This window comes from Anaeromusa acidaminophila DSM 3853, from assembly GCF_000374545.1.
Classification (GTDB): domain Bacteria; phylum Bacillota; class Negativicutes; order Anaeromusales; family Anaeromusaceae; genus Anaeromusa; species Anaeromusa acidaminophila.
Genome location: NZ_KB894582.1, coordinates 44,110 through 60,564, shown reverse-complemented (window position 1 = coordinate 60,564; position 16,455 = coordinate 44,110). Strand labels below are relative to the sequence as shown.

The 16,455-nt window shown below is 49.2% G+C and carries 14 protein-coding genes, 1 pseudogene and 1 riboswitch; of the genes and pseudogenes, 2 read left to right on the top strand and 13 right to left on the bottom strand.

The window, feature by feature from the left end; all coding sequences use genetic code 11:
- Positions 1–21: 21 nt before the first annotated feature.
- The 9 genes from C508_RS0100350 to C508_RS0100310 all read right to left on the bottom strand — a co-directional run bounded on the left by C508_RS0100350 (position 22) and on the right by C508_RS0100310 (position 10,078).
- A complete protein-coding gene (locus C508_RS0100350) occupies positions 22–465 on the bottom strand; it encodes a universal stress protein (protein WP_018701545.1) in 444 nt (147 codons plus the stop codon).
- 16 nt (positions 466–481) lie between these two features.
- Positions 482–3,568, bottom strand: a complete 3,087-nt coding sequence (locus C508_RS0100345; RefSeq protein ID WP_018701544.1) for an efflux RND transporter permease subunit — start codon at positions 3,566–3,568, stop codon at positions 482–484.
- Positions 3,565–4,686 (bottom strand): efflux RND transporter periplasmic adaptor subunit, encoded by a 1,122-nt coding sequence (locus C508_RS0100340; protein WP_018701543.1) that lies wholly within the window; start codon positions 4,684–4,686, stop codon positions 3,565–3,567. Before C508_RS0100340 ends, C508_RS0100345 begins: the two co-directional genes overlap by 4 nt.
- Positions 4,687–4,897: 211 nt before the next feature.
- A complete protein-coding gene (locus tag C508_RS19235) occupies positions 4,898–5,521 on the bottom strand; it encodes a TetR/AcrR family transcriptional regulator (RefSeq protein WP_018701542.1) in 624 nt (207 codons plus the stop codon).
- A gap of 71 nt (positions 5,522–5,592) precedes the next feature.
- Positions 5,593–7,314 carry a methyl-accepting chemotaxis protein gene (locus C508_RS0100330; RefSeq protein WP_018701541.1) on the bottom strand — a complete coding sequence of 574 codons (1,722 nt, stop codon included), beginning with the start codon at positions 7,312–7,314 and terminating at the stop codon, positions 5,593–5,595.
- A 218-nt stretch (positions 7,315–7,532) separates the two neighbouring features.
- A complete protein-coding gene (locus C508_RS0100325) occupies positions 7,533–8,027 on the bottom strand; it encodes a UPF0158 family protein (RefSeq protein WP_018701540.1) in 495 nt (164 codons plus the stop codon).
- Between the two features lie 20 nt (positions 8,028–8,047).
- Entirely contained in the window at positions 8,048–9,292 is a 1,245-nt protein-coding gene (locus C508_RS0100320) for an EAL and HDOD domain-containing protein (RefSeq protein WP_018701539.1), read from the bottom strand.
- Positions 9,293–9,303: 11 nt separating this feature from the next.
- Positions 9,304–9,480: a hypothetical protein gene (locus tag C508_RS0100315; protein ID WP_155836588.1), complete on the bottom strand. Its 177-nt coding sequence runs from the start codon at positions 9,478–9,480 to the stop codon at positions 9,304–9,306.
- Between the two features lie 82 nt (positions 9,481–9,562).
- A riboswitch (cyclic di-GMP riboswitch) is annotated at positions 9,563–9,647 on the bottom strand.
- 248 nt (positions 9,648–9,895) lie between these two features.
- Entirely contained in the window at positions 9,896–10,078 is a 183-nt protein-coding gene (locus C508_RS0100310; RefSeq protein ID WP_018701537.1) for a hypothetical protein, read from the bottom strand.
- Positions 10,079–10,348: 270 nt separating this feature from the next.
- Here C508_RS0100310 and C508_RS0100305 point away from each other — a divergent pair, with 270 nt between their 5' ends.
- Positions 10,349–11,026 (top strand): FlxA-like family protein, encoded by a 678-nt coding sequence (locus C508_RS0100305; RefSeq protein ID WP_018701536.1) that lies wholly within the window; start codon positions 10,349–10,351, stop codon positions 11,024–11,026.
- 97 nt (positions 11,027–11,123) lie between these two features.
- On the opposite strand, the pseudogene C508_RS17425 reads toward C508_RS0100305, so the two are convergent.
- Positions 11,124–12,334: pseudogene (locus C508_RS17425) on the bottom strand (MFS transporter).
- 90 nt (positions 12,335–12,424) lie between these two features.
- Complete coding sequence (locus C508_RS0100295) at positions 12,425–13,639, bottom strand: MFS transporter (protein WP_018701535.1); 1,215 nt, start codon at positions 13,637–13,639, stop codon at positions 12,425–12,427.
- 153 nt (positions 13,640–13,792) lie between these two features.
- Here C508_RS0100295 and C508_RS17420 point away from each other — a divergent pair, with 153 nt between their 5' ends.
- Positions 13,793–14,731: an AraC family transcriptional regulator gene (locus tag C508_RS17420; RefSeq protein ID WP_018701534.1), complete on the top strand. Its 939-nt coding sequence runs from the start codon at positions 13,793–13,795 to the stop codon at positions 14,729–14,731.
- A gap of 33 nt (positions 14,732–14,764) precedes the next feature.
- Here the strand turns inward: C508_RS17420 and C508_RS0100285 are convergent, their stop codons facing one another.
- Positions 14,765–15,214: a DMT family transporter gene (locus tag C508_RS0100285; protein ID WP_018701533.1), complete on the bottom strand. Its 450-nt coding sequence runs from the start codon at positions 15,212–15,214 to the stop codon at positions 14,765–14,767.
- Positions 15,215–15,255: 41 nt separating this feature from the next.
- Positions 15,256–16,452: an MFS transporter gene (locus tag C508_RS0100280; protein ID WP_018701532.1), complete on the bottom strand. Its 1,197-nt coding sequence runs from the start codon at positions 16,450–16,452 to the stop codon at positions 15,256–15,258.
- Between the last annotated feature and the right edge of the window lie 3 nt (positions 16,453–16,455).

Here is a 16,455-nt window from a genome sequence, read left to right as displayed (position 1 = left end):
TTGCAGTTTCTTTAGCTGCATTTATTTAACCACCAATACCGGACACTTTGCCTGATGTACCACATAACCGCTGACGCTGCCCATAATCAAGCCGGAAATAGCGCCCAAACCGCGGCTGCCGATGACAATCAGATCGACCTCGTGCTGCTCCGCAAATTCTTTAATGACAAGCGTCGGAGCGCCGGTCTCCACATGGGTTTTAACGTTTATCTCCTCCGGCACGCTTGCTACGGCGGCGTCTATAATCGTTTTAGCAAAAGCTTCCGGCTTATCCATAGTGTAAAAGGGAATTTTGTGCCCCGATATCTGCGGCGCTAGCGGCAATTGCTGCGACAATGCCATTACGCATAAGATATGCAGCTCCGCTTCGGTCGTTTTCGCCAAAGCAATGGCATGAGCCAAGGCGGCAAAAGAATTTTGGGAGCCATCGAGCGGCGCCAGGATTTTTTTATACTTTATTTCCATCGTTTCTCGCTTCCTTTCAGTTCGTTTTTTCCGACGACTGCTCCGCCACCGGCGGTTTCGCACGATACAAGGTTGCATACATAACCGGCAACACCAGCAGCGTCAATATCGTAGCGCCCGCCAGACCTGCGGCAATGGCCACCGCCATAGGACCCCAAAACATATTGGGAATCAACGGAATCATGCCCAAAATCGCCGCCGCTGCCGTTAGAAGAATCGGGCGGAACCGGACTACGGTAGCGTTAATGATAGCGTCCCAAAGGGAATCTCCGGACGCCAACTGTTGGTCAATCTGGTCCATCAGGATAATGGTATTGCGCATAATAATGCCCGCCAGCGCCAAAATACCCAGCTGCACTACAAAGCCCATGGGACTGCCCGTCAAAAACAGGCCCAAAGCGACGCCGATCAGCCCTAACGGCGCCGTCATGAGTGTCAGAAGCATTTTGGGAATGTTTTGCAGCTGAATCATCAAGAGAATCATGATGACAATGATCATGGCCGGTACGGTTTCCATGATATAACGCGCCGCCTTAAGGCTGTCTTCTTTCGAGCCGTCATACTCGATTTTGTAGCCTATCGGCAACGACGCACGCAAATCATCCATCTGATTAAACACTTCTTCGGCCACGCTGTCGCCGGTAGCGCCAGGCAAAATTTCCGCCTGCACCGCAATCATCGGCTTCAGGTTACGCCGGTAAAGCAAGCCCTCTTCCGCGTCAGAAGAGATTTTAGCGATTTGATCCAGCGGAATATAACGGCCGTTGCCTACATGAATGCTTAAATTTTTCATGCGCGACAGATCATTACGGTCCGCGGCGTCAAAGCGGAAAAGCATGCTGATGGTGCGATCCGTTTCCCGATATTCCGACAAGGGCGCGCCGGAAAGCTGCGTCTGTAACGCCGTCGCCAAAGCCTGGGAGGATACGCCGAGGCTTCTTGCTTTATCCTGATCCACTTCTAAATGCATCACTTTGCTTTTTTCATTCCAGCTCAAGTTGACGTTTTTCACTTTCGGATGCTGCGCCATAATAGGCTCCATCTGCTGAGCGATATCCCGCACCTTGTTCGGATCCTCTCCGGTCACCCGCAGCATGATCGGATAATCCGCCGCAGGACCGTTGCTGATGACCTTAATATGCTGCTGCACTTCAGGAAAATCATTCGCAAGCTGCTTGCTCAATTTTTCCCGCAGCTCATTGCGCGCCTTATAGTCTTTGGCGACAATAATGAACTCCGCAAAATTAGTCTTATTAAAGGTCGGTTCAAAGCTAAGCACAAAGCGGGGCGCCCCTTCCCCCACATGGTAGGTATAGTATGAAATAAGAGGATGGTCCTCTAATTGCTGCGCAAATTGCTTTGCCACTTCCTCGGTTTTATCAATACTGGCGCCTTCCTGCAGCTTCAGCTGCACAATTAGCTCCGGCCGCGTCGAAGAAGGGAAAAACTCGTGATTCACCAACCCCATCAAGACAATCGCGCCCAAAAAGCAACCCGCCGTAGCGGCCAACACCGTCCGCCGGTGGCATAAGCACCAGTTGAGGAGCCGCTTAAACCAAGCGTAAAAGGGCGTGTTATGCACGCTGGCGGCTTCGCCCTCCGCTTCTCCTTCCTTAGGTTTTACGCGAATAAACAAGTAGCCCAAAAGCGGCGTCGCCGTTCCGGCTACGATCCACGAGGAGACCAAAGCAATGACCACCACATAAAATAGGGTGACGCAATACTCCGAGCCGTTACCTGTAGCAAAACCTACAGGAATAAAGCTGGCGCAGGTTACAAGCTCGCCAGTCAGTCGCGGGTAAGCCGTCGAGGTATAGGCAAAGCAGGCGGCGTTAAAGCGGCTCCAGCCCTCCTCCATCTTGACCACCATCGTTTCAATGGTGATAATGGCGTCGTCCACCAAGAGTCCCAAGGCAATAATCAGCGCCCCTAAGGAGATGCGCTGCAAATCAATGCCCAACAGCTTCATGCAGGTAAAGACAATAGCGATAACCAACGGTATACACACCGCCACAATAATGCCGGAACGCGAGCCTAAGCTGACAAACCCGACGATCAGCACAATCACGATGGCTTCCATGAGGGATTTGGTAAAATCACTAATCGAATTCGCCACCACCTGCGGCTGATTTACTGTCTGGTGCAGTTCCATGCCGCCTGGCAGCGCTTTTTGGATCTGCTTCGTCGTCGTCTCCAACGACTCGCCGAGCGTAAGTATATTGCCCCCTGATTCCATAGCCAAGGAAATACCGATCGCCGGCTGCCCGTTATAGAAAAACTTAGGATCGCTGGGGTCGGCATAGGCGCGAGTTACCTTGGCAATGTCCCCTAAGCGAAAGGTCCGGCCATTCGCCTGTATAGGCAAACTGCGAATCTCCTCCACCTTTTCAAACATACCGGTGACACGCAGATACACATTATCCGCCTTGGTTTCCAGCATCCCCGCCGGCGCCATGGCATTTTGGCTCTGAATGGCGGCGGTAACAAGCGCGGGATCAATACCGAGCTGCGCCATTTTCGCATTCTCAATTTCAATAAAAATCTTTTCAGTCTGCACGCCCAAAAGATTTACTTTCTTGACGCTAGGAACTCCCAAAAGCAAGCGGCGCACTTTTTCCGCCTTTTCCCGAAGCTCTTCATAGGTATAGCCGTCGCCAGTAAGAGCGTAAACTACCCCGTACACTTCATCAAAGCGATCATTAAAGCCGGGCGGCATCACACCGGCCGGCAGAGTGCCTGCAATATCGTCCACCATGTGCCTGGCTTCCACCCAGCGGTTACGGATTTCCGCCTTGGGCACCGTTTCTTTTACATTTACATAAATAACGCTGTAGCCGGGCATGGAGTAGCTTTTCAAATAATCCAAGCCAGGCAAATCTTGCAGCTTACGCTCGATTTTATCGGTAACCTGCTCTTCCACCTGCATGGCTGTCGCCCCCGGCCAGGCTACGGTCACCACCATCTGCTTGATCGTAAAATCCGGGTCTTCCATACGGCCCAAATTCTTATACGATACAATTCCCTCCAAAAAGAATAAGACAATGAAAAAATATAAAAAGTGCTTATGCTTTAAGGTCCACTCCGTGAGGTTGAACTGGTTCATAACGTGCCACCGCCCAGGCTAATACGCTGACCTTCGCGGAACTTATGCACGCCCGCCGCCACAATGCGTTCTCCCGGCTGCAGCCCTTCCACTACCTGCACAGAATCACTGCCGTATTGCCCCAGTTTTACCATTCGCAACGATAAAGTTCCATCTGCTTGCACCACCCAAAGACCGGGCTGACTGCCATTTTGGTAAATGGCGGCAAGAGGCACCGACAACACCTGCTGACTGCTTCCCTGACCGACCGTTACCGACGCCGTCATGCCCAACTTAACCTCCGGCGGCGTTTGATTCAAGGCGACGCGCACTTTAAAGGTCCGCGTCACCGGGTCCGCCATCGGCGCCACTTCGCGCACAGTCCCTTCGATCACCCGATTGGCAAGGGCCCAAAAAGTAACCTGCAGCGTCCCTGCTTGATTTAATTCTTCCAGACGATTTTCAGGCACGCTGATTTCGATTTCTCGTTCTCCGTTTTGGATCACCGTAGCAATCGGCTGTCCGGCGCTGACCACTTGACCAATTTCCGCCGTCAACTCTGAAACAACACCGGCATGGTCCGCCCGCAGCAGCGTATACTCCATTTGATTGCCGCTCTGCGTCTGCTGCGCCTCCGCTTGCTGCACCGCAGCCAACGCCGCATCATAGGCCGTTACATACTGATCATACACCATTTGGCTCACCGCACCGCTTTGGCACAGGCGCTGATAGCGTTCCATGTTTTTCTCCGCCAATCGCAGCTGCGATTGGGCGGACGCCACTTGTGCATTCATACTGGTTACAGTCTGCTGCACATCCTTGGGATCAATCTGCAGAAGCACATCTCCCGCTTGAACGACGCTTCCCAATTGTACGTTGCGTTTCACGATTTTACCGTTCACTTGAAAAGCCAGCTTGCTTTCGTAGCGTCCTCGCACTTCTCCAGCATACGCGTAGCTTTGGGCCTCTTTTTTAGCGCCCACCACCAGCGTTCGAGCCGTAGGCAGCTCTTCCTCCACAATTTGGGGCTGGCTCTTTAAATTCCAGAGAATTCCTCCTGCTGCCGCCACGCCGAGCACCACGGCGGCAACCCCGCAATACAACCTTTTTCTAGGCATCTGGGACCAGTATTTTTGCATAGGTCTCTCTCCTTACTTTTCTCTGATCTACTTTTTTGAATCCGTTCAATAAATTGCTAAATAAAAAAAACGTATATCCAACATGCTCTAAAAACTCAAGCATGAAATTGTCCAAAGCCCTTATTATATCTCGTTCTTTTTTTGAATGCGTTCAATTAAACAGTAAAAAGCACCGCAGGAAGCTTTCTTCCTGCGAAAAATCAACGTATGCTTACCACCGCACAGACAGGTGCATGCTTTGCGGTTCCAGCCCTAAAAGCACATCCAGCAGTTGTTCCACCAACTTAATGCGCACCCGCAGCTGCTCCTCCGGCCAGCCCGCATGAACGGCCTCAATCATAATTTCACCAAAATGCAAAAGAAACTCTAATACCGCGTCTGTATCGGCTACCTGAAAAAAGCCGCCTGCAACGCCTTCTTCAATGATCGCCCGCAGGCTGGCACTGATAGACTGCTCAATCTGCCGGTTCACCCGATCCCGAATATGGGCGTTGCGCTCGTCAAAGAGAGCCCGTAATAAGACCGAATCATGAGCGCAGGCACTGGATAGAAGCGCCGACATCATCAGACCTATTTTCTGCTGCGGCGTTCCCTCTGCAAAGTCCGCTTTCTGTTTTGTTTCGGCCATAACCATCACCACTTGGCGATGCACAAGCGCTCCTAACAGCTCTTCTTTGGATTTAAAGTAATAATAAAGCATGCCTTGGGCGACATTCATAGCTTGGGCAATATCACTGATCGTAGTGCGCTGAAAGCCTTTCTGCTCAAACAATTTTTCCGCTGCATCTAAGATTTCGCGTCGGCGCACTTCCGGATCTTGCGCAATTCTAGCCATAAAGCGCCCCCTTATAATTTGAATATATTCAAATTATAAGGGGGCGCTAAAAAAATGTCAAACCATGTTTCTTAAATTTTGAATTTCTGCACCGCCGTCTGCAAGCCTTCCGCCATATTGGCCAAATGCCTGCTGGCGGAAGCAATTTCCTCCATCGAGGCAGACTGTTCTTCGGTCGCCGCCGAGATGGTTCCCGTTTGTTCCGCCGCTTGACGGCTCTCTTTGCTGATGCGCTGCGCTGCGCCAACCACCTGTTGCGTACCGCTTGTCAATTCTTCGGTTGCCGCTGAAATTTCGTGTACTTCCGCAGAAATTTCCCGTACCATCCGCAAAATATCCGCAAAACTTTGTCCGGCGGAATTTACGACCTTTGCTCCTGTCTCTACTTCTCGCCGACCTTCATTCATAAACAAGACCGCCTGATTGGTCCGCCCTTGCACTTCGCCAATTAACTCCGTAATCTGCTTGGCCGCGTCTTGAGACTGTTCCGCCAATTTGCGCACCTCATCGGCGACTACGGCAAAGCCTCGACCGGCTTCACCGGCTCTAGCCGCTTCAATGGCCGCATTGAGCGCTAAGAGATTGGTCTGCGCCGCGATTGTAGAAATAACCTCTACAATCTGCCCGATTTGCTTGGATCGCTCTTCTAGGGACGCGATTACCTCGGCCGTCGCTTCTGTCTTAGTTTCAATAATACCCATTTGGGCGACAGCCTGCCCCACAGACTGCTCGCCTTCCGCTGCAGCGCCCGCCGTTTTTTGCGCCGACGCGGACACGACCATTGTATTTTGCGCCACTTGATCAATGCCTTTTGACATTTGCTCTACCATATCTCTTGCCTGTTCCGCCGCCCGCAGCTGCTCATCCGAGCCTTTCGCCACTTCCGTAATGGACTGCGCCACTTGGTTCGACGCCTGCGCCGATTGATCCGCACTGGCTGTCAACTCTTCAGAAGACGCGGCTAGTTGCTCCGCGGTGTTAAGCAAATTGCGAATCAGCGCGCCAATACTGCGATTCATCTTATCCACGGAAGTCGCCAACGCCCCGAATTCACTTCGGTCAGCCATACTAGTCGTCGGCACTTCTTGCGAAAAATCTCCTTCCGCTACACGATCCAAAAACACCACTGTCGCTGATAAACGGCTGGTAATACGCTTGGTAATCGTCCAGCCCAAAGCCAGGCCCAGTACAATAGAGGCTGCTAAAATCATCGTAAAGGTCAGCGAAGCTTGAGAAAAATCTTTTTTCCCTTGCTCATTCATCGCTGCCGCTTCTTTTTTGACGTCCTCGCTCAACTGCACCAGCACTTGATTAAAAGAGAGTCCTAAAGGCTCCGCCTGAGTTTTAAAGAGCTGATACGCTTCTGCATTCTTATTTTGCCCAGCCAAGGTCAACACTTGCTTGTGAACCTGTCGGTAGGCTTGCAGTTTAGCGCGAAGCCCCTCTACCTCCGCTTTTTGCTGGCTTGTCAACGGCATTTTTTCAAACTCCGCCACATTCTTGTCAAATGCTGCTTCCCTCTCTCGTATCATTGTCAGCAATTTTTGATTTTCACTATCATCCGTAGTTATCATAAGTTCAAAGGTACTCATCTCAATACGCCGCATATGAATGCGATTATCCAAAATCAACTCTACTGCATGCATCTTCTCGCGATACATCGCATCCATCGCATCACTTGTTTTCTTGAGATACAAATACCCCGTCCCGCCAACGCCCGCTAAGGCTACTACAAAAACGAGGATTAACAATACCAACCGTTGCGCTACTTTCAAGTTATTCAACCAACCCATGTTCATCCCTCGCTTTCTATAATTTTATTATTTCTTGTATTTTCTGATAATTCTTTTTTCCTTGCAAAAAACCTTCTTAAATAATGTCCCGAAGAAAAAATACATTTTCTCTTATTTTATAATCTTCTTTTATCGCATAAAAATAATCCGCCCCTTCCTCAAAAGTTGCAGATTATTTTTGCGACAAAAGCGCTACCCGTTTTATTCCGTTTATTCGCCTAACCAAAAGCATTCAAAGCCCCTTCTTTTTGCTCCGTAAAATTACAAAATTCTACTGCCAGCTCTGCAGGGACTAACGTCAAAAAATAAGCGCGAACTTTTTCCGTTTCAAACTGCCGCCAGCTTTCACGGAGCAAATCATCACAATCCAGCGCGTCATAAAAGCGAGCCAAATATCCGCTACCTTCTAATAATTGCAGCAGTTCTCTCCGTTGTACTCCTTGACAACAAGTCTTGGCAAATTCCGAATACCACGGAGCGACTTGCTGCGGCGCTAGGGGTAGCAACGGAATAAACCTGCCCGGTTCCTGCTCCAGCAACGACCAGCCTTCTTCGCAAAGCCCCCTGGGAGCCGTTTGTTTTTTTTCTCTAGCGCTCAATACCATCACTCTGCCGGAAGCCAAATCCAAAAACTGATAATAGTCTGCATTCGCCGGAGCTAACAAAGCGACAATGATATGATCTAAAAAGACAGAAACACTCCGCATTACCATATGTAGGACCTCTCTTTTTCTTAATAGTTACCTGTGAACACATCCTGCGCCCAATGTAACGCTTCCCGATATCCCAAAAGAACCTGCCCCTCTGATAACTGCATCTTCTGAGCATAGGCGGCAGCTCCTTGCCAATGTCCTTGTTCATACTGTTGCATCAGGTTGTATAGTACGCTCAAAATGCCCTCCGGCTCTTCGTCAAAGGCTTTTTTTATTTCCTCCTTAACCGGCATTTCCGACAGCACTTCCGTCAATGGCCGGTTCAATAGCGCGTCTAAGTGAGAAAACAAACCTAGTAAAAACGCATCGGCCGTACAAATTTCCCCTTCACACTGCATGGCCAATTTCTCTGCAAAACGCGCGCGCACCAGCGAAGATAAGATTAATTCCCCTGGCTTGTCCACTCCAATATCTTTCAACGCCACAAGAGCGCCCCATTTACTCAGCTCTTTGCGCCCCAACAGGACCATCGCCTGGCGCAACGAGCGTATGGGCTGGCGAAAGCCAAATAATGCCGAATTGATAAATTTCAACAAACTATAAGACAACGATACGTCCTTACGCAAAATGGACTCAATTTGTTCAAATTCCAACTCCTGCCGGCTAAACTCTTGCAACAGGCGAAAATGGCTGGCTTTATAAGCAGGCAACGAGGTTGCGGAAACTAATGCCGGTTTAGAAAAATAATAACCTTGGACATAGGCGTAGCCAGCAGTCTTTGCTTCTTGGTATTCTTCCTCTGTTTCCACTTTTTCCGCCAGAAACCGAAGATCATAAGGCTCTAAAAGCCCCTGCCACCGCTGGCGCTCCGCCGTAGAAGTAGCCCGAAAATCAATTTTCACAATATCCGCCAGTTCTACCAATGGCAACCGCTCTTTTTTGTAAACAAAATCATCCAATACCAGCATATAGCCAGCGCTTTTTAGCTCGCGACAACGCCGCAGCACCTCTTCATCCGGCCTTACATCTTCTAAAATTTCCACGGCCACTTGCTCTCGCGGTAGCATCGCAGGCAGTTTCGTTAACAAATTATTAGCCGTAAAATTAATAAATGCCAGCTTGCCGCGCGTTAAGGAATCGATTCCAAACAACAAAAAGCTGCTTGTCACTACATCCAGCGTCGCTTGATCCGGATCTGTGCCATCGTATGTATTCTGCAAGGTACGGCGAAATAACAACTCATAACCATATACCTGCCGCTGCATGTCAAAAATAGGCTGCCTGGCAATATGAATTTGCGCTTGTGCTTCCTCTTTACAATTCATTCTGCACCTGCCTACTTTTTTAGAGGAGTCGGTCGAACACGAAAGGTATTCATGTTCACATATTGAGCCGATTTTTTAAACCGACTCCGCGCCGACAAGGTGTTAGAAACAAAACAGCCTGCTGCTCCACATCCCGCCAACATCGCAGCGCCAAGTCCCAAAAGAAGCAAAATGCTTTCCTCTGGCATAGTCCAACCTCCTTTACCTTCCTCTTTGCAAAAAAAAGACACCAGCCAGGATTTGGCCAGTGTCGAATTCGGAACCAAAAAAATCGGCAACCTGGCGATCATAGACATCTGTCCGTAGATCCATGGCTTTGCGTCCTTGCCTTTCAGCAAGTTTGCTATTTTACAATTTTACAGTATATGCTTGTCTCAAAAAGAATCTCCAAGAATTCTCAAAACAAGTGTATCGTTTTCTTAAGACTTCCGTCAAGGCTCCTTGCTTTAAAAAAGCCTAAAACTTCCCATTTTTTGACTCTCAAGTCTATTTTTGAGACTTAAGTCCTTGTTTTTTGCAGCTCTTTATCCATAGACGTTTCCAAAAGAATAAAAGACTCTTTCTGTTTTACAGAAAGAGTCTTTTATCGCGAAATTTGCTTCCTTAATTCAAGGCGCCGGAATCAAACACCATTCCCTGCTGCACCCCGTATACCATCAGTACCGTCAGTAACGCTACGAAAAATGCATACGTCCCCAACAATAAAACTTTGTCTCCCAATGCGCTTTCTTTCAATTCACGCTGCGACAAAGAAACGCTTTTTTCATTATGGCAATAAGTCGACATTTTCCCATCCCCTTTTAAACCGAAAAACCGCTTCCTTCTTTAGCGTTGAAACAACAGCTCCTTTAACATAGCGGTTTTCTCATTGTTTTTTCTAATTATACTTCTCACTAACACAATTGTAAATGAGAATAATTATTGTTTGAATAGTAGGTGCAGTGCCATTTTTTAGAAAGATCTGCATAATATCCGCTACAACAGGTAATTAATTCTTATAAAACTTACGGATAATATCGATATACTACATAGAACTCTCTTGAGGAGGCGTCTTTCATGGCAATTACAGCCGTCAATAATGCTACTTCCCCGTCCGGACAACACGGAAATCCCCAACTTCAGGCTTTAGAACGCCAAAAGCAACAGCTTATGGATCAACGACAAAAAATTCAAGCCAGCAATGATGATCCGTTAAGTAAACAGGAAAAAATCAAAACGTTAACCGAGCAAATCAGCCAGCTCGATGCGCAAATACAGCAGCTTACTGCTGAAGATCGACAAAAGCAAACGGAACCGGCTCAAAAAGAAACCCCCGCTCTCAGAAAAAAAGAAGTGTTCACTCACGAAGGCGTGGCTGTATCCGACAGTTTAAACCAATTAATGACCCTGCAGAAAAACATGACCGACTTGCATCAATTGCAAAGCCGCCTAACTGGCGAGATTGCAATTTCCACCAGCGAGATTGCCAACAGTCTTCGTACGGGAGGCAGCATCAAATATCAGTCAGAAGCTATGATGAAAGCTGCCGGCGGGTTAGGCAGGATCGAAGCCAAGCTCGGCAAGCTGTCCCAGGATATCAATAAAAATATCGCTGCCAGCTCTGCCGCTTCACACAAGCCGGACGATACCGCCTCTCCTGCGGATGCAAAAGCCGACTCAGCTACGGACTCTCCGGAAGACGCCGCGGATAAAGACGCTGCCAAAAAAAGACACCCTCTTGACCTTTTCGTATAAGTAATGAGAGAAACTGCTTAAAGCGCCTATCTCCTATTATAAAAACAGCATACTCTGACAGAAGCCATCTCTGCCGGAGTATGCTGTTTTTTCGTCTTTAGGTCTTATTCTTGGTTCGCCACTCAATAAGCAGCAAACCGATAATCGCTGCCGCACCGCATGCAACAAGCCCACCGGCTGCACCAGCCCATTCCATCAATACGCCGGTCAACAAATTCCCCACAGGCGTAATTCCCAAAAAAACAAAGGAATAAATGCTCATAACACGCCCGCGAAAAGCATCTTCCGTATGAAGTTGCACCAATGACAAGGTCGTAGTAATAAAGAGAATGCAGCAAAAACCCAATAAAGAAAATAAAACTACCGCCGCTGCTACGTGATGCAAAAAAGTGCCCGCCACTAGCAACGCAGCAGCCGCCAATCCGCTGCCGCGCAATACGTTCAGGGAGGGACTTCCTTGCGCACGGGATGCCGCTAAGATGGCTGCCGCCAGAGAGCCCCCGCCAAGGGCGGATAAAAGCAGCCCGTAAACATCTAAGCCTTCTCCAAGAATTTCCGCTGCATATAACGGGGCCATCATACTGAAATTCATAACAAAAACCGAAACGATCAGCATGGAAAGCAAGCCTTGCATAAGAACCCGATTTGTTCTGGCATACATCAATCCAGCCCGGATTTCCTGCAGCACCTTTGCCGTATGATCCTGCACAATCGCTGGCCGCGTCTGAATTAAAGCCAGCCCCCAAAGCACAGGAATAAAGCTTATTCCGTTCAAAAAGAACAGCAGCCCTGCGCCGTATTCGACCATCAAAGCCGCCGCCAAGGCTGGCCCCACCATGCGGGCTACATTCACAATCGCCGAATTCAACCCCACCGCGCTACGAATATAATCCCGCCCGACTAACTCCGGCATCATCGCCTGACGCGTTGGCTGCTCCAGAGTATTGGCTAGGCCCAATAAAAAAGCTAACATCAGAATATTTTCGTACGTCGCCTGTTCGGTCCAAATAAGCAACGCCATAAAAAAAGCTTGCAGCATAAGACTAACTTGGGTAAATAGCAGCAACTTTTTTTCGGATACCGATCAATAAAAACGCCAGCAGGCAACGATAAACACATAATAGGTCCATATTGAGCTACTCCCAGCAAGCCCAAGAGCAACGCCGATTTCGTCAACGAATAGACCAGCCATTGCTGCGCTGTCGCTTGCATCCAGGTACCCAGCAGAGAAATACACTGACCAAACCAGAAGTAGCGAAAATCGCGCTGCGTCAGCGCCGGATAGGTTGTCTTTATCGTCTCCAACATCATTTTTATCTCCACTAAAAAGAATCGCTCATTTTCACATCTATAATTCAGTTCGCTTACAAGCGCTCTTAGTCCTTGCCAAAATTTCTTTTATTTTTTTAGCTTTCCATGCTCCACCCCCTCCGCCTTGGCCTCCTTGATATGAATAAAGCGCGCCGAGATGAAATTCAAAAGCGCAATAACCGCACCGCCCAAGAATACGTATTTATAACCATTGGGTCCGCTGTTGTACCAAACAAAACCGCCTAAAATAGGCAGCACCATGGTCACCAAATGGTCAATGCTCGTACCTAGGGAAAGACTCGGGGAAATGTCTTCCGGCGCCAGGGCAATTTTACGCATATACGTAGCTCGAGCCATGCTCACGGCGTTCAGAGCCTGGTCCACAATATAACAGAAGCAGATGAGAAGCAGCGCCCACGAATAAGGCAGCAAATCCGCCGCAAACGCATACCCAAGACAAACCAGCAAGAAGCAAATCGCTTCGCCGCTCAGTACCTGTTTTTCTCCATACCGATCAATAGCCGAGCCAAGCCAGGGTTTCACGAAAATACCGGCAATAGAAACGATAAAAAACAGCAAGGTCATCGTCGCCACAGGCTGTCGGAAAATATCCACCAGCACCCAAGGGCCGAAGGTAATAAAAATCTGCTTACGCGCGCCAAAAAGTACACTGAGCCAGTAGTACAGCTTATACTCTTTACGAAAAACAAAACGAGGCGTTTTGCGGGTACCTTCAAGCGGCTTCATAAAAAACAACGGCACAGCCGCCAGCACAAAGGCGATTGCCCCAATTGTAAAAGCAGTCGTGTAAGAAATATGCCAAAAAGTGAAAAGCACCCAAAGCACAGCGCTGCTGAGAACCAACGTAAGCGTGTTAACGGCGTTCATCCGTCCCAAGCTCCGTCCCAAATCGCTTGCCGAAGCAAAGCTCATGCCGATGCTGTTGGACAAAGGCATATAAATATGGGTGCCAACGTTATAAACAAAAATACTGACAACTACCAAGGCATAGTCCGGCGGAATCATGCCCAAAGCAAACATGCCTGCCGCGGAAAAAAGATTCCCCAACATCATCGTCCGGGTATCGCCTAAAAACGCCAGCATACCGATAATTCCCACCATAAACAAGCCCGGCAATTCCCGGGGAAACTCCAGCGCCGAACGCTCCAAAATCATCATTCCCAGGCCATCCCGTAAATAATTGGTCAGCGTAGACCCGTCCACGCTCTGAGCCACGCCGACTAAAGCCGTAGACAATAAAAACAGTAAATAATTCCGGTCCATCTTCCGAAGATACTCCATATCCTTACACCTCTATAAAAAGTTTAGCAAAAAATTAACCCGCTACTTTTAAAATATAGTACTATCATATAGAGAATGATGCTGAATGTCATGAAGGATATTCGTTATCTTTAGCATAATATGAATATAAATTACTTCAAGGAGGAGCCTACTATGCCTAGCACCGGCGAATACTGGCCCGGGGCCGCCCACCCCGGCGACATCACCCACAACACGCACTGGACCGCCGCTCTATACCGTGATTTCCCCGTAAAAATCGCTCGCAGCAAACGAGCTTTAGCCGGACCGCTCTTTGAAAAGCATTGGCATGAAGCCCTACAAATCCTGCATTGCGAACAGGGAGAAGCCCTTATTCATTGCAATGGCCGCTTAAACCGCCTGGGCCCAGGCGACACGCTAGTCATTAACAGTCAAGAACTTCATTACGGCGTCACCGAAAGCGACCACTTGATCTATGTTATTTTAAAAATCGACCTGCCCTTTCTGGCCAGCAGCCAACAGGATTTATGTCAGCTCAACTACCTAACGCCGCTGGCTCAAGGAACGCTCTTGTTTCAAAACAAGCTGCCGCCGGATCCGGCTTTAAGCCAACGCATCCAGACGATTACCGAAGAATACCAGCACTTGCAGCCCGGCTGGGAACTAGCTATCAAAGCCCAGCTCTACCTTTTGCTTGTCCATCTGCTGCGTCATTATCGCCAGGAGGCGCTGCCGCCGGCTGAACTACAACGCCAGCAGCATTCTCTGGCGCAGTTGCGCGCGGCGCTGGAGTACGTCGACACTCATTACCAGGAAACGATTCGCTTAAGCCAGCTAGCTGCTTTGGCCAATCTCAGCGAGCAACATTTCTGCCGCCTTTTCAAAACCCTTACAGGCAAGCGTCCGATGGATTATATTAACTATATCCGTACAACTAAAGCGGTTACGCTCTTGACGGAAGACCGCCTTAGCATTACCGAAATAGCCGCGGCCGTCGGCTTTGACGACAGCAATTATTTCAGCCGCGTTTTTAAAAAATACCAGAATCGAGCTCCGTCGGAACTGCGAAAAAAACAGACCGGACATGACGTTCTACCGTCGCATCCGGTCTAGTAATAGAAAAATCACAGCGGCGACCGCCAAAAGCTACTGTGTTTGAATGAGATACACTCCTAGAATTAAAAGGCCCACGCCAAGCAGACGCAGCAGGCTTATTTCATGCGTCCCAGCCGCAAGCACCCCAAAATGGTCGAAAAGCAGCGCTAAAATAATTTGCCCCGCCACAACCAAACTGAACATATTGGCAAACCCAATTTGCGGCACACAAAAAATAGCCGAAAAAATATAAAACGCTCCTAAAAGCCCGCCCAACCACATCCATAGCGGCGTCTGTTGAAACGCACCCATTGCAGGCATCGCTTGCATCCCATTGGCTGCTGCAAAAAGATACGTCACAGCTAAGCCTGCGGTTCCCGCCAAAAAACTAATCAATGCAGTCAACAAAGGGCTGCCCATTTGCCCTAACAGCTTTCCATTAATCCCTACCTGTATCGTTAAGGCCGCCCCGGAAATAAAAGCCAAAATCGAATAAAGCACATGGCTCCTCCCTTCCTATATTCCAGCCGTTCCACTCGGGGTCAAGCCGCCAGTTCTTCTTCCTCCCAGCCAGCCTTAGCTCCGTGGAGCAGGCGATAGAGGATACCGCAGGCCAGCGCCAGCGCCGCCATGGCTGCATAAAGGCCCCGGAACCCCAGCGAAGGCACCAGCATACCCAAAAGAAAGGGTCCCACACCAATACCGCCGTCTAAAAGAATGTAAAAGGTCGACGTCGCCAGACCCATGCGATGCTTCGGAGACACCTTGACCGCCAGAGCCTGCGCGCAGGAAAAGAACGTACCGAATCCTAGGCCAATGCAAGCGCCCCCAAAAAGCAGCATGCCTTCCGCCTGCACTTGGCTAAGCAAAAGCATGCCCAGCGCAAAAAAAGCGAACGACGGATACATCACCATGTTTTCGCCTTTTTGGTCAAAAAGCCGTCCTGTCAGCGGACGGGAAAGAAAAACAACCGCCGCATAAACAATGAAAAAAAAGCTGCCTGCCCCTAAAAGTCCGATTTCCTTCGTATAAGAAGTCAAAAAGCCAAGCACGCTGGAATAGCAAAAGCCCATGAGCAAGCTAAGAAAAGCAATCGGCAGCGCTTTAGACTCAAAAAAGCTGTCCGGCCGCCAGCTTGCCGCCTGCCGCCGCTGTTCCGACGTCAGCTGCAAAGGAGGTACCCGCAAAAAAAGAACGCCTCCCAAACAACAAAGAGCCAACACGAAGCAAAAAAGAAAGATCATGTCCATCGTACTGTAACGACAAAGAACCATCCCTAAAAAAGGCCCAATCGCCGAGGCAATGGTGCCGCTCATGGCATAGTAGCTCATTCCTTCGCCGCGACGCTCTTTAGGGATCAAATGCGCCGCAATCGTACCTGTGGCGGTAGAGCAAACGCCAAAAGCCAAGCCGTTGAAAAATCGCACCGCATAGAGCGCCTGCAAATTCCCGACGGCAAAATAAAGTCCGGTTGTACCAATCAGTAATCCCACGCCCATATACAGCATGCGCTTACAGCCCAGTCCTTCAATCGACCGTCCGGCAAATAGTCGCGCCACCAACGCTCCTAGGATGAACAAGCCTGATGCCAAGCCCGCCTGGCTGGGCGTCGCCTCAAAAGTCTCGCTGGCAAAGACGGTAATCGTCAAAATCAGCAAGTAATACGTCAAATAAAGAAGTAGATTTACCGACGAATCGATCAGAAAGTCTCGCGTCCATAAGGTAGTATGTTCCTGCATTCT